This window comes from Bradyrhizobium sp. NC92, assembly GCF_025200865.1.
In the GTDB taxonomy this organism is placed as follows: Bacteria; Pseudomonadota; Alphaproteobacteria; order Rhizobiales; family Xanthobacteraceae; genus Bradyrhizobium.
On sequence record NZ_CP104171.1, the window covers coordinates 8,189,240 to 8,202,362 of the forward strand.

Genomic DNA, 13,123 nt, shown 5'->3' on the forward strand with positions numbered 1-13,123 from the left:
CTAGCGCGGAGGGCGATGCATGTTTGCCTATCTGGTGCGGCGCCTGTTCCTGATGCTCGTGACCCTGTTCGGGATCTCGGTCGTCATCTTCTTCCTGCTGCGCATCGTGCCCGGCAACATCGTCGACATCCTGTTCGCCGCCGCCGGCTACGTCGATCCCGCCGACAAGGCGGAGCTGGAGAAACAGCTCGGCATCGACCAGCCGCTGGTGACGCAATATCTGCACTGGATCGGCGGCTTCCTGCGCGGCGATTTCGGCTACTCCTATGTCTCGGAGAAGCCGGCGCTGCAGGAGATCCTGCCGCGGATTCCGATCACGGCGCGGCTCGCCGGCCTCGCACTATTGTTCTCGGCGTCGATCGGCATTCCCTTGGGCGTCATCAGCGCGGTGAAGCAGGGGACGAAGCTCGACTACGCGCTGCGCGTCGTCAGCCTCAGCGGCCTGTCGCTGCCCTCGTTCTGGCTCGGCCTTCTGATTCTCACCGCGTCGGTGGCGATGTTCGGCCAGATGCCGATCTTCAATCCGAATCCGAAGACCTGGCTCGAGGCGTTCGCGACCTACGCCGTGCCGGCCGCCGCCGTCGGCTTCCGCAGCGCGGCGCTGACCATGCGCATCACGCGCTCCTCGATGCTGGAGGTGCTGCGGCAGGATTACATCCGCACCGCCCGCGCCAAGGGCGCCTCCGATGCGGCCGTGAACTATCACCACGCGCTGAAGAACGCGATCCTGCCGGTGATCACCGTGATCGGCATCGAGGCGGCGTTCCTGATCGGCGGCCTGATCGTCACCGAGACCGTGTTCAACATCCCCGGCGTCGCGCGCTTCCTGGTGGAGGCGATCCGCTGGCGCGACTATCCGATCGTGCAGAACCTCGTGATGTTCATCGCGGTCGTGGTGGTGTTCGCCAACTTCACCGTCGACATGCTCTATGCGGTGTTCGATCCGCGGATCAGGTACACGGATTAAAAGCATGAGGTTGGAACAATCTGACGCGACGGCGGTGCTCTACCTCTCCTATAGGGAGAGGTCGGATTGCATCGGAAGATGCAATCCGGGTGAGGGGTTACACTCCGTCTTGAGACCTGAGCCCCCTCACCCGGCGCTACGCGCCGACCTCTCCCCGATGGGGAGAGGTGTTTCTCCCCGCGGAGAGGCATATGGCCGCCATTGATTTCGACGTTGAACTGAGGCGGGCCGGGGCGCATGCGACCGGGGGCTGGCGGCGCGTGCTGTTCATGGCGCAGCGGCACGTGCTGGGCGCGGCCGGGCTCGTCATCATGACGGCCTTCGTGCTGACGGCGATCTTCGCCGATGTCATCGCGCGCTACGATCCGCTGACGGTGGATTCCGCCCGCGCGCTGGCGCGCCCGAGCCTGGCGCACTGGATGGGCACCGATTCGTTCGGCCGCGACGTGTTCAGCCGCATCATCCACGGCGCGCGGATCTCGCTCGCAGTCGGCATCGGCTCGACCTTGCTCGGCGGCACCATCGGCGTGATCGTCGGCCTCACCTCCGGCTATCTCTCGGGCTGGGTCGATCTGGTGTTCCAGCGCGTCTCGGACGTGCTGCAGGCGCTGCCACTGCTGGTGCTGGCGCTGGTGATGACGGCCGCGCTCGGGCCGTCGCTGCCGAACGTGATCATCGCCATCGCCATTCCGCTGATCCCGACGGTGGCGCGCGTCATCCGCGCCAATACGCTGGCGCTGCGCGAGCAGCCATTCGTCGAGGCCGCCAAGTCGATCGGCATGAGCGAGATGCGGATCGCGCTGCGCCACGTGCTGCCGAACACGCTGGCACCGCTGATCGTGCTCGCCACCGCACAGCTCGGCTCGACCATCCTGACCGAGGCTTCGCTGTCCTTCCTAGGCCTCGGCATTCCCGAGCCCTATCCGTCCTGGGGGCGTATGCTGTCCGAATCCGCCGCCGAGTATGTCCGCACCGCGCCGTGGCTGGTGATCTTCCCGGGCATCGCGATCAGCCTCGCTGTGTTCGGCGCCAATCTGTTCGGTGACGCCCTGCGCGACATCCTGGATCCGAGGCAGCGCGGCTGATGGCAGACAAGACCGATCTCGTGCTCGATGTGAAGAACCTGAAGACGGTGTTCTTCACCAATTCCGGCCTGTTCAAGGCGGTCGACGACCTCTCCTTCAGCGTCAAGCGCGGCGAGACGCTGGCGATCGTCGGCGAATCAGGCTGCGGCAAGAGCGTCACCGCGCTGTCGCTGATGCGCCTCGTGCCCGATCCGCCCGGCCGCATCGTCGGCGGCTCGGTCTCGCTCGAAGGCACCGACCTGCTGGCGCTGGATGAATCAGAGATGCGCGCGGTCAGGGGCAACCGCATCTCCATGATCTTTCAGGAGCCGATGACCTCGCTCAATCCGGTGATGCGGATCGGCGACCAGATCGTCGAGGCGGTGCGGCTGCACCGGAATATATCGTCCAAAGAGGCGCAAGGCATCGCGGTCGAGATGCTGCGGCTGGTGCGCATTCCCGAACCGGCGCGTCGGGCGCGCGAATATCCGCATCAGCTCTCCGGCGGCATGCGCCAGCGCGCGATGATCGCGATGGCGCTCGCGTGCCGGCCGGCGCTCCTGATCGCGGACGAGCCGACCACCGCGCTCGACGTCACCATCCAGGCGCAGATCCTGGCTCTGATCCTCGACCTCCAGAAGGAGCTCGGCACCGGGCTCGTGCTGATCACGCACGATCTCGGCGTCGTCGCGCAGACCGCGCAACGCGTGATCGTGATGTATGCGGGGCGGAAGGTCGAGGAAGCCGGCGTCGAAGCGCTGTTCGCCGCGCCGAAGCATCCCTATACGCGGGGACTGATGGCCTCGATCCCGGCGGTGCCGGCCTCCGGCGTCGCCGCGCCGGCGCGGCTGAACGAAATCCCGGGAACGGTGCCGTCGCTGGTGCGCCTGCCGCAAGGCTGCGCCTTCGCGCCGCGCTGCAAGCTCGCCATCAAACGTTGCGAAGCCGAATATCCGCCGCTGGCGGATTGGGGCGGCGGCCATCTCGCCGCCTGCTGGCGCGCCGAAGAAGTCGCGGAGGTGGCATGACCGAGGCGCTGCTCGAAGTCACCGACCTCAAAAAGCACTACCCCGTGCGCGCCGGCGTGCTGCGAAGGCAGGTCGGCACCGTGCATGCGGTCGATGGCGTCTCGTTCGCGCTTGGCACCGGCGAGACGCTCGGCCTCGTCGGTGAATCCGGCTGCGGCAAGTCCACGGTGGCGCGCAGCGTGCTGCGGCTGGTCGAGCCGACCTCGGGTCAGATCCGTCTCGACGGTGAGGACATCACGCATCTTTCCAAGACGGCGCTGCGCCCGCACCGCCGCTCGATGCAGATCGTGTTCCAGGATCCTTTCGCTTCGCTCAATCCGCGCATGACCGCGGGCGACATCGTCGGCGAGCCGCTCGCCGTGCACGGGCTCGCCACCGGCAAGGAGCTGGAGACGCGGGTCGCAAGACTGTTCGAGCAGGTGGGGTTGCGGCCCGACCAGATGCGCAATTTCCCGCATCAATTCTCCGGCGGCCAGCGCCAGCGCATCTGCATCGCCCGCGCACTGGCGCTGGGGCCGCGCCTGATCGTCTGTGACGAGCCGGTCTCCGCGCTCGACGTCTCGATCCAGGCCCAGGTCATCAACCTTTTGATCGACCTGCAGCGGCAGCACGGCTTCTCCTATCTCTTCATCGCGCACGACCTCGCCGTGGTCGCCCATATCAGCCACCGCGTCGCCGTGATGTATCTCGGCCGCATCGTCGAGATCGCCGACAAGGACGAGCTGTTCCGCAATCCCAGGCATCCCTACACGCAGGCCCTGCTCGCCTCGGTGCCGATCGCCAATCCGCTGGCGAAGAAGCTCGCGCCGCTGGTCGACGGCGACGTGCCGAGCCCGGTCAACCCGCCCTCGGGCTGCGCATTTCACACCCGCTGCCGGTTTGCGATGGAGCGCTGCAAGACGGAGCGGCCGGCGCTGCTGGATGCCGGCGCTGGGCATCAGGTGGCGTGCCTGCTCAATGACGGGACGGGACGGAGCCAGCAGGGCGTGTCCTCATAAAAGCAATGTCGGCTCCGAAGGGAAGAGTGGAAGTCTTCTGCTGGGCAGAGCGTTAGCGCTTTTGACCCGTTTGTATGGTCCGGCCGTGCGTAGCAAGAGGTTCGTCGATCAGGTGGTGAGTGGTCTTGCATCAATGTATCCGGCCTTTGATTGGAGCATTTTCTCCGGGCCACCATGGATATCAGCGCGCGTGCGTTCTTATTAGCGGACAGGCCTCGATTGGGCCATTTGGGTCACCAGTGTTCGCATGCGCCGGGAAGACCGAACCTCCATCTCGTCTCATCCTCTCGCAGACCTCGGCTGGAACGTGTTGATGGGGTTACGTCATGGCTTGCTCCTCGTACCTCGTAGTTCCTTTGTTCGAGCCAGGGGCCGTTCCTTCGTCCCGGCCCGCAGGACGGCGTCGCGTCGCGCGCAGGGGCGGTCAAGGCCGGCCGTCGCGCTTGGCTTGCGGCTGGCTCCGGCGTTTCCAGGCCGCGCCTTGACCGCGCCGAGCACGGCGCGAGGATCAAGCGGGTCGGACGCCTGCATCGGTGGTCCTTGTCAGTTCGAAGGCGCGCCCTTTAGCCAGCACCGCCCAGGCGATGCGGGCGAGCTTATTGGCGAGCGCGATCGCCAGCACGTTGCGGTGCAATCGCCTCTTGGCGGCTTCGATCCAGGATCCGAGCCCGTAGCGTTCCCAGTTCTTTATCCTGACCAGCACAACCCATGCCGCCTGCACGAACAGAACACGCAGATAGCGATTGCCGCGCCTTGAGATTTTGCCAAGGATCGTGCGATCTCCCGTCGAGATCTGCTTGGGCACCAGTCCGAGCCACGCGCCAAAGTCACGGCCTTTGGAGAAGACGTCTCCAGTGCCGATCGCGGCCACCATGGCGCTCGAAATGATCGGCCCGATGCCGGGCACCGTCATCAGGCGCGAACATGCCTGATCTTGACGGGCCAGGGCTTCGATCTCGCGGGATAGGCCATCGATGCGCAGATCCAGCCGACGCCAGTCGCCTGCCAACTCCTCGATTACACGCAACATGCGTGGCGACAGGGCATCGGTGCGCGTCGCAAGGATGGTGGGCAGTTCTGTGCGCAGGAAGCCGATGCCCTGGCGCACCGCTATCCCGCGTTCCAGCATGAAGGAGCGAATCTGGTTGATGATGCCGGTGCGTTGCGACACCAGCCGCTCGCGCACCCGATGCAGCGCCTGCAGATCCAGTTGCTCCGCGGTCTTGGTTGCTACGAACTTCATCGTCGGGCGCTGCACGGCTTCGGCAATCGCTTCGGCATCATTGAAGTCGTTCTTCTGTCTCTTGCTATAGGGGCGGACATATTTGGCCGGCATCAACTTGGCATCGTGACCAAGCGATGCGAGTTTGCGGCTCAAATGATGTGCGCCGACGCAGGCTTCCATGCCGATCAGGCAAGGCGCCATATTGGCGAGCCGCGCTTCCACTTGGCCACGCGACCACTTTTGCCGTAGCACAATGGCGCCGCGTGCATCGTGGCCCACCACGTGAAACGAGCTTTTGCCGATATCGATGCCGATCACGGCGATCGCAGTACTGGGTGTCTTGGACATGGCGTGCTCCTTGTCTTGGCGCCCCTGGCCAGCTTATCGCTGGCGGGGCAGGAGCACGGCCGGACCATCCCATTAGCGGATATCACGGCTGACCTCCTCCTCGCTGCGACCTTGTTTCGCGGGTCACGGGCGGCGTAAGCGAGTATCCTGCCGTTGCAAAGGCGTAACGCACCTTCAGGGGGAGCGTCGCATGATCGATAGACGAGGCCTCGTTGCAAGCGGAATTGTCTCGGTGCTTGCGCCGCGATCGGTTAGGGCGCAGAGATCAGGAAAGGGATGGCGAGTTGTTTTCTTTTCGGTTGCGGCTGGCCCGAACCCTCTTGCCGAGTCCCTCAGGCAAGGATTGAAGGAGTTAGGTTATAGTGAGGGGCGCAACATTTCTATCCAATACCGCTGGATGGCGGGGCATGAGAGCGAATATGACGACGTAGCGCGCGAGTTGGTCCAGAGTGAGCCCGACGTGATTGTCACGGCTGGCCATCCGCCAGCTGTTGCTATCAAGAAGGCTACGGCACAGATACCAATCGTCGCGCTTGCCGTCGTTAATCCCGTAGGAGGTGGACTCGCTGCCAGCATCTCTCATCCGGGTGGCAACTTGACTGGCTTTTCTTTGGAGGTCACGCCGGAAACAAACGCTAAAATGCTCGAGCTTCTGCACGAAGCAGCCCCTAAACTCACTCGAATTGGCGCGCTTTGGAATTCTGGCAACCCCGGCAGCCGTTTCTATCTTGATGCGGTAAAGCAGGCAGCACAACTGCAAAAGCTTACTCTCAACGCTTATGATGTGCGCCGAGCGGAGGAGATCGACACTGCATTCCGTTCACTTCGCGGAAACGTTGAGGGACTCATTGTTTTTCCAGAAGGGCTACTTTGGACGTATCGGCGCAATATCGTTGATGCTGCGCGGGAGGCACAACTAGCGGCAATTTTTGGTTATCGCGATGCGGCCGAAATGGGAGCGCTCATGAGCTACGGCCCCGACCTCGTCGACCTGTTCAGGAGAGGCGCAGCATACGTCGATAAGATCATCAAAGGCGTCAAACCTGCTGAGCTTCCGATTCAACAGCCGGCAAAGTTCGAGTTGGTGGTCAATGTCAAGACCGCTACTGCCTTGAACATCGTGATTCCACCAACGTTGCTCGCCCGTGCGGATCAGGTGATTGAATAAACGTATTGTCGTGCCGTCGGACTAGTCCGCTTCCTCAGCGAGATTGCCGCTTCTCCGAAAGTATGGGGCCGGCGGCCAGCCGCTTAGTGCGTACACGGCCTAGGTCCCAGCGCCCGGATCACCGGCCAGGCCGCGAGCGCGGCGGCGAGATGCTTGAGCGTGTGGCCCGAGACCATGTGCCCGGTCGCTTCGAACACGGTCACATCACCCAGCTCGAGAAGCTTGGCGAGCACATAGAAGACGATCACGCCGCCGAGCGGCACGCCAAGCGCGCCGGGCCGGGGACGCGTCAACGCGAGCCCCACGGCGAGCGCCATGCCGCCGAACTGCACGATCACCCATGGCGTGAGATTCTCGCGTGCGACCCAGGCAGCTAACAGGCCCGTGATCATGGTCAGCACCAGCACCGCTTCGCCTGCGCGCGTGCTGATCCGCTCGCTGGCGGCGATGCCGAGAAATCCTGCAAACGCGACCGCCATGCCCAGACGATCGGCGACGAGCCGCTGCGGCATGTCGGGATCGAGATGATAGAAGCCTGAGCCCAGGCACGTGAGGATCAGGCCCACGAAGAACCAGCTGGCACCCACCGGCGCATCATTGCGGGCACGCAGTCGTTCCGAGCCCCACACACCCATCGCGAGGAAGGCGAGATTGCTCAGCACATCGCCGGCGTTGGGCACGCCGAGCCAGGTGCGGTCGTCGACGAAATGCGGGATGTGCCAGGCGGAGGCGGGCAATGCGGGCGCAAAGAGCGCAGCCAGGATCAGGATGATGAATGCAGCAAGCAGGTATTTTTCGCGGGCTTGCAACGCGCCCAATACAAAACGGCGGGACACTGAAGGCAGCCTGGCAGTGGCCGCTTGGGCGGGGTCATCGGCGTGCAACATGCGAGGCTCCAAGTTGATTGAACAAAGTTCATTATTTGTAGTCCAGGAATGAACAATGTTCAATAGAGATTGTGCGCAAGCTCTTGTGATGCAATAACTCTCTTGAAATCATTTGTAATTTGGCTTTCGAGAGGTGCCGTAGGGTGGGCAAAGCGAAGCGTGCCCACCACCTCTTTGCCGATCGAAACGAATGGTGGGCACGGCGCTTTGCGCCTTTGCCCACCCTACGAGACTGTGAATCTTTTGTACCGCGCGTCAGACGAATGTGATTCTCTGGGCAGACTGATCTGCTGGAGAGGATGATGGCTGACGACGGACTTTTTGGTGAATTGCCGGAGCAGTCGGCACGAACCGAAGCGGTGCCGCAAGGCGCACCTCGGCTGCGCGAGCCTGTGCGCAATCAGGTCGAATTGCGAGCGGTCGATATCGACAGCCTGATCGGGCAGGATCATCCAGCGCGGGTGATCTGGGCTTATGTCGAAGGGCTGGACCTGAGCGAGCTGGAAGATCGCGTCAAGGCACGGGAAAACAGGCCGGGCCATCCGGCGCCATCGCCACGGTTGTTGCTGGCGCTTTGGCTGTACGCCGCGAGCGATGCCGTTGGCAGCGCGCGGGCGCTGGACCGGCTCTGCGACAGCCACGACGTCTACCGCTGGCTCTGCGGTGGCGTGTCGTTGAACCATCACGGGCTGTCGGACTTCCGGGTCGGCTGTGCCGACTTGCTCGACCGTTTGCTGGTTGAACATCTGGTGGCCCTGAACGAGGCAGGGCTGGTCGATCTGGAGAAGCTGACCCAGGACGGGGTGCGGATACGAGCGAATGCCGGGACCGGATCTTTCCGGCGGGAGGCGACGCTGGATCGGCAGATGGCGCAGGCCGAGGCCATTGTGGAAGAGCTCAAGCGCGAGGTCGATGCGGACCCGGAAGCCAGCAATCGGCGGATCCGGGCCGCCAAAGAGCGGGCGGCGCGCGAACGCAGCGAGCGGGTGCAAGCCGCGCAGGCCGCGCTGGCCGAGATCAAGCGCAAGCGAAAACAGCTCGACGACAAGGGCGGCAATGGCAAGAAGCCGAAGGAGCCTCGGGCCTCCACCACCGACCCGCAGGCCAGGGTGATGAAGATGGCCGATGCCGGCTTCCGTCCGGCCTATAATGTGCAGGTGGCTAGCGCGGCTGGCGAACTGATCGTGGTCGCGATCGATGTCGACAACAGCGGCTCAGATCGTGGCTTGATGCGCCCGATGCTGGAGCGAACGCGCGCTCGGCTGAAGCGCTTGCCACGCCGCTACCTCGCCGATGGCGGGTTCTGCACTGGCGACGACATCGAATGGGCGCATGGCGAGGGCATCGAGGTTTACTGTCCACCGCCCCAATCCAGGAGCGGTGTCGATCCCTTCTTACCCCGGAGCAGCGACGGTCCTGGCATAGCGGCCTGGCGTGCTCGCATGGCCAGCGAAGCCGGCAAGGCACAGTACCAGGCCCGTACCATCTGCGAATGCATCCATGCCCGCTGGCGCAACTGGGACCTCAGGCAACTGACCGTGCGCGGCATCGAGAAGGTCCGTGCCGTCGTGCTCTGGTACGCCCTCACCAACAACATCCTGCAAGGGCATCGTCTCGCAAAAGCATAGATAACCAACAGCCTGACGCCGCCGGCTTCCCCCATCAAGGGGCGATACCACCCCTTGATGCCGAAGCCGAAACAAAACGAATTGGCTCACAGGCTCTACGATTGCGGAGCTCGCGGTGCCGACTAAGCCCCGATCTCCGCGACGATCCGTCCCGTCGTCACCTGCTCGCCTTCGGCGACGTCGATCGCGCTGACCACGCCGTCGATGCCGGCCTTGTGGACGTGCTCCATCTTCATCGCTTCCAGCGTCAGCACCGGCTGGCCGGCGGTGACGCGGTCGCCGGGCTTGACCAGCACGGCGACCACGCGGCCGTTCATGGCGGCGCGGACCTTGCCGTCGCCGCCATTGCTTGCGGCCGCTTTTGGCGCGGCGAGGGTGAGATCGGTGACCGCGAGCGGGATGCCGCGGTGCTGCAGGTAGAGCCGATCGCCGTCGCGCAGGAATTTGGCGCTGTCCATCACACCAGCGTGGCGGAAGCGGATGACGTCGGGATCGAGTTGATCAATTTCGAACTTCTCCTGGCGGCCTTCGGCGGCGACGGTGTAGCTGCCGTCGCGCTCGCGCGTGATGTCGAGCTCGTGCGCGTGGCCGGCAATCTCGATTTTCGCCGGCAGCGGAAAAGTGGCGGCGAGGCTCCGCCCGTCCTGCCAGGACGGTGCACGCGGGTTGGTGACGTAGAGCAGCAGGCCCGCCAGCGCGGTCTCGAATGCCGCGTCCGCGCGCGGCGCCAGCAAGTCATCGCGATGCGTGCCGATGAACGCCGTCGTCGCCTCGCCCTTGGCAAAGCCGGGATGACGCAGGCAGGACAACAGGAACGCCTGGTTCGTGGTTACGCCGAACGCGGTGAGCTGCTCCAACCCGACGATCAGCCGCCCCCTCGCCTCCTCGCGTGTGGCGCCGTGGCTGATCACCTTGGCGATCATGGAATCGTAGAACGGCGGGATCTCCGAGCCCGATTGCAACGCGTGCTCGACGCGGATGCCCTCTGGCACGTGCCAGCGCGCCATGTGGCCGGACTGCGGCATGAAATCATGCCCGGCATCTTCCGAGCACAGCCGCACCTCGATGGCGTGGCCGGAGAACTTGATGTCCTGCTGCTTCACCGGCAGGGGTTCGCCGCGCGCCACGCGCAGCTGCAGCTCGACGAGATCGAGCCCGGTGATGGCCTCGGTCACGGGATGCTCGACCTGGAGTCGCGTGTTCATCTCCATGAAGTAGAACGCACCGCCTTGGTCGAGCAGGAATTCCAGCGTGCCGGCGCCCTCATAGCGCAACGCCCTAACCGCTGCGACCGCAACCTCGCCCATCTTCGCACGCAGCTCCGGCGTGACGGCGGGCGATGGCGCCTCCTCGATCAGCTTCTGGTGCCGCCGCTGCACCGAGCAATCGCGCTCGCCGAGATGGATGGCGTTGCCGTGGCTGTCGCTGAACACCTGGATCTCGATGTGGCGAGGGTTCTGGATCGCACGTTCGAGGATGAGTGTGGCATCGCCGAACGCGGCCTTCGCTTCCGACCGCGCGCTGCGCAGCGCATCGGGGAATGATGCCGCATCGGTGACGAGCCGCATGCCGCGCCCGCCACCGCCGGCGACCGCCTTGATCATCACGGGAAAGCCGATCGTTCTGGCTTCCGCGAGCATGACCTCGTCGCCTTGGTCTGCGCCCTGATAGCCGGGCACGATCGGCACGCCGGCTTTCTTCATGATCTCCTTGGCGCCGGCCTTGTTGCCCATTGCCTCGATCGCCTGCGGCGACGGGCCGATGAAGACGAGGCCGGCTTCCTTGCAGGCGCGCGCAAACTCCTCGTTCTCGGCGAGGAAGCCATAGCCGGGGTGAACGGCATCCGCGCCGCTGGCCCTGGCCGCGGCAATGATCGCGGGAATGTTGAGATAGGATTGCGCCGGCAGGGCTTCGCCGATGCGCACGGCCTGATCGGCCTGCTTCACATGAAGCGCATCGCGATCGGCATCGGAATAGACCGCGACGACGCCAAGGCCGAGCTGCCGCGCACTGCGCATCACGCGCAGCGCGATCTCGCCGCGGTTGGCGACCAGGATCTTGAAGAACGGCCGCTGCTGCACTGATCCGTTCCTCATGGGCGCGCCACCGAGAATTGCATACGCTGGGGCGTGCGCGCATCGCCCTCGCGGCAGATCGCGAGCACCTCCGACAGCACGGCGCGGGTGTCGCGCGGATCGATCACGCCGTCATCGAGCACGCGGGCGCTGGTGGAGAACACATCCATCTGCCCGTCGAACACGCCGATGATCTGCGCCTTCATCGCGTCCAGTTTGTCTTTCTCGATCGGCTTGCCGCGGCGCGCCGCGGCGGCCTCGGTCACGATCGCCATGGTCTCGGCCGCCTGCTCGCCGCCCATCACCGCGGTCTTGGCGTTGGGCCAGGAGAAGCAGAAGCGCGGATGGAAGCCGCGGCCGCACATGCCGTAATTGCCGGCACCGAACGAGGCGCCGCAATAGATGGTGATCTGCGGCACCGTCGCCGACGTGACCGCCTGGATCATCTTGGAGCCGTGCTTGATCATGCCGGCCTCTTCATAGGCCTTGCCGACCATGTAGCCGGTGGTGTTGTTGAGATAGAGCAGCGGCGTGCGGGTCTGGCAGCAGGCCTGGATGAAATGCGTCGCCTTGTTGGCGCCGGCGGGATCGAGCGGGCCGTTGTTGGTGATGATGCCGATGGCCTGGCCCTCGATGCGGGCATGGCCGCAGACAGTGGCCGGGCCGTAATTCGGCGCCATCTCGGTGAAATCGGAATCGTCGATGATGCGCGCGATCACCTGCTTCATGTCGACCGGGCGCTTGTGGTCCATCGGCATGATGCCGAGCAGCTCGTCCTGATCGTAGCGCGGCGGTTTGAACTCTGGAGCCGCCCTGCCCGGCCGCTCCCATTCCATCGCCGCCATGATCTCGCGCGCGATGCGAAGCGCGTCGCGATCATCCTCGGCGAGATAATCGCCGAGGCCGGAGATTTGCGTGTGCATCTCGGCGCCACCGAGCTCCTCCTCGGTCGCGATCTCGCCGGTCGCGGCCTTCAGCAGCGGCGGCCCGGCGAGGAAGGCGCGGGTGCGGCCGCGGACCATGACGATGTAGTCGGAGAGGCCGGTCTGATAGGCGCCGCCCGCGGTGGAGGAGCCGTGCGTGACGGTGACGACCGGCAGACCCGCAGCGGAGAGCCGCGCCAGATTGCGAAAAATGTTGCCGCCGCGAACGAAATCCTCGACGCGGTAGCGCAGCAGATTGGCGCCGGCGCTTTCGACCAGCTGCACATAAGGCAGCTTGTTTTCCAGCGCGAGCTCCTGCACCCGCAGCGTCTTGTCGAGGCCATAAGGCTGCAGCGCGCCGGCGTCGATGCCGGAATCGCTGGCGCTGACCATGCAGCGGATGCCCGAGACGAAGCCGATGCCGGCGATGACGCCGCCGCCCGGCACGCTCTTGCTCGCATCCGGCACGTCGAACATGTAGCCGGCGAGCGTCGACAGCTCGATGAAGGGCGCGCCGGGATCGAGCACCAGCGCGACGCGCTCGCGCGGGAGCAATTGGCCGCGCTTGTGGAAGCGGTCCTTCGCCGCGGCCGAGGCCGCGCGCGTGCGCCCTTCCAGCGCGCGCATGCGATCGATCAGCCCGAGCATGCCGTCGCGATTGGCGCGGTAGCTGGCGCTGCCGGGGGAGATGGTGTTTTCGAGAATGGACATGACTTGATCCTGCTCGTCATTGCGAGGAGCGAAGCGACGAAGCAATCCAGGCTGCTTCCGCGGAGAGATTCTGGATTGCTTCGCTTCGCTCGCAATGACGG

At 64.7% G+C, this 13,123-nt stretch carries 10 protein-coding genes; 6 read left to right on the forward strand and 4 right to left on the reverse strand.

Annotated elements, in window-relative coordinates:
- Positions 1 to 19 precede the first annotated feature (19 nt).
- From N2602_RS38075 to N2602_RS38090, 4 genes are all read left to right on the forward strand, one after another.
- Positions 20 to 967 carry an ABC transporter permease gene (locus tag N2602_RS38075; RefSeq protein WP_212255917.1) on the forward strand — a complete coding sequence of 316 codons (948 nt, stop codon included), beginning with the start codon at positions 20 to 22 and terminating at the stop codon, positions 965 to 967.
- 191 nt (positions 968 to 1,158) lie between these two features.
- A complete protein-coding gene (locus tag N2602_RS38080) occupies positions 1,159 to 2,052 on the forward strand; it encodes an ABC transporter permease (protein ID WP_260381285.1) in 894 nt (297 codons plus the stop codon).
- Positions 2,052 to 3,059, forward strand: a complete 1,008-nt coding sequence (locus N2602_RS38085) for an ABC transporter ATP-binding protein (protein ID WP_172789679.1) — start codon at positions 2,052 to 2,054, stop codon at positions 3,057 to 3,059. The genes N2602_RS38080 and N2602_RS38085 overlap by 1 nt, the downstream gene beginning before the upstream one ends.
- Positions 3,056 to 4,057, forward strand: coding sequence for an ABC transporter ATP-binding protein (locus N2602_RS38090; protein WP_260381286.1), 1,002 nt, complete (start codon positions 3,056 to 3,058; stop codon positions 4,055 to 4,057). The genes N2602_RS38085 and N2602_RS38090 overlap by 4 nt, the downstream gene beginning before the upstream one ends.
- Positions 4,058 to 4,565: 508 nt before the next feature.
- Here the strand turns inward: N2602_RS38090 and N2602_RS38095 are convergent.
- Positions 4,566 to 5,630 carry an IS110 family transposase gene (locus N2602_RS38095; RefSeq protein ID WP_260381287.1) on the reverse strand — a complete coding sequence of 355 codons (1,065 nt, stop codon included), beginning with the start codon at positions 5,628 to 5,630 and terminating at the stop codon, positions 4,566 to 4,568.
- 190 nt (positions 5,631 to 5,820) lie between these two features.
- On the opposite strand from N2602_RS38095, the gene N2602_RS38100 reads away from it, so the two are divergent.
- Positions 5,821 to 6,798 (forward strand): ABC transporter substrate-binding protein, encoded by a 978-nt coding sequence (locus N2602_RS38100; protein WP_260381288.1) that lies wholly within the window; start codon positions 5,821 to 5,823, stop codon positions 6,796 to 6,798.
- Positions 6,799 to 6,881: 83 nt separating this feature from the next.
- Here N2602_RS38100 and N2602_RS38105 read toward each other — a convergent pair whose 3' ends face one another.
- Positions 6,882 to 7,685, reverse strand: coding sequence for a hypothetical protein (locus tag N2602_RS38105; protein WP_260381289.1), 804 nt, complete (start codon positions 7,683 to 7,685; stop codon positions 6,882 to 6,884).
- 299 nt (positions 7,686 to 7,984) lie between these two features.
- Between N2602_RS38105 and N2602_RS38110 the strand changes: the two genes are divergently transcribed.
- The gene (locus N2602_RS38110; protein WP_212257604.1) at positions 7,985 to 9,313 is read left to right on the forward strand and encodes an IS1182 family transposase; all 1,329 of its coding nucleotides are present in this window, start codon (positions 7,985 to 7,987) and stop codon (positions 9,311 to 9,313) included.
- A gap of 122 nt (positions 9,314 to 9,435) precedes the next feature.
- Here the strand turns inward: N2602_RS38110 and N2602_RS38115 are convergent, their stop codons facing one another.
- Together N2602_RS38115 and N2602_RS38120 are read right to left on the reverse strand one after the other, a co-directional pair.
- Positions 9,436 to 11,409 (reverse strand): acetyl-CoA carboxylase biotin carboxylase subunit, encoded by a 1,974-nt coding sequence (locus tag N2602_RS38115; protein ID WP_260381290.1) that lies wholly within the window; start codon positions 11,407 to 11,409, stop codon positions 9,436 to 9,438.
- Entirely contained in the window at positions 11,406 to 13,022 is a 1,617-nt protein-coding gene (locus tag N2602_RS38120; protein WP_260381291.1) for an acyl-CoA carboxylase subunit beta, read from the reverse strand. The genes N2602_RS38115 and N2602_RS38120 overlap by 4 nt, the downstream gene beginning before the upstream one ends.
- Positions 13,023 to 13,123 lie beyond the last annotated feature (101 nt).

Bases quoted from the DNA above. Each gene is read 5' to 3' on its own strand.
- N2602_RS38075 (WP_212255917.1), top strand. From the start codon at position 20: ATGTTTGCCTATCTGGTGCGGCGCCTGTTCCTGATGCTCGTGACCCTG.
- N2602_RS38110 (WP_212257604.1), top strand. From the start codon at position 7,985: ATGATGGCTGACGACGGACTTTTTGGTGAATTGCCGGAGCAGTCGGCA.
- N2602_RS38120 (WP_260381291.1), bottom strand. From the start codon at position 13,022: ATGTCCATTCTCGAAAACACCATCTCCCCCGGCAGCGCCAGCTACCGC.
- N2602_RS38085 (WP_172789679.1), top strand. From the start codon at position 2,052: ATGGCAGACAAGACCGATCTCGTGCTCGATGTGAAGAACCTGAAGACG.
- N2602_RS38100 (WP_260381288.1), top strand. From the start codon at position 5,821: ATGATCGATAGACGAGGCCTCGTTGCAAGCGGAATTGTCTCGGTGCTT.
- N2602_RS38090 (WP_260381286.1), top strand. From the start codon at position 3,056: ATGACCGAGGCGCTGCTCGAAGTCACCGACCTCAAAAAGCACTACCCC.
- N2602_RS38105 (WP_260381289.1), bottom strand. From the start codon at position 7,685: ATGTTGCACGCCGATGACCCCGCCCAAGCGGCCACTGCCAGGCTGCCT.
- N2602_RS38080 (WP_260381285.1), top strand. From the start codon at position 1,159: ATGGCCGCCATTGATTTCGACGTTGAACTGAGGCGGGCCGGGGCGCAT.
- N2602_RS38115 (WP_260381290.1), bottom strand. From the start codon at position 11,409: ATGAGGAACGGATCAGTGCAGCAGCGGCCGTTCTTCAAGATCCTGGTC.
- N2602_RS38095 (WP_260381287.1), bottom strand. From the start codon at position 5,630: ATGTCCAAGACACCCAGTACTGCGATCGCCGTGATCGGCATCGATATC.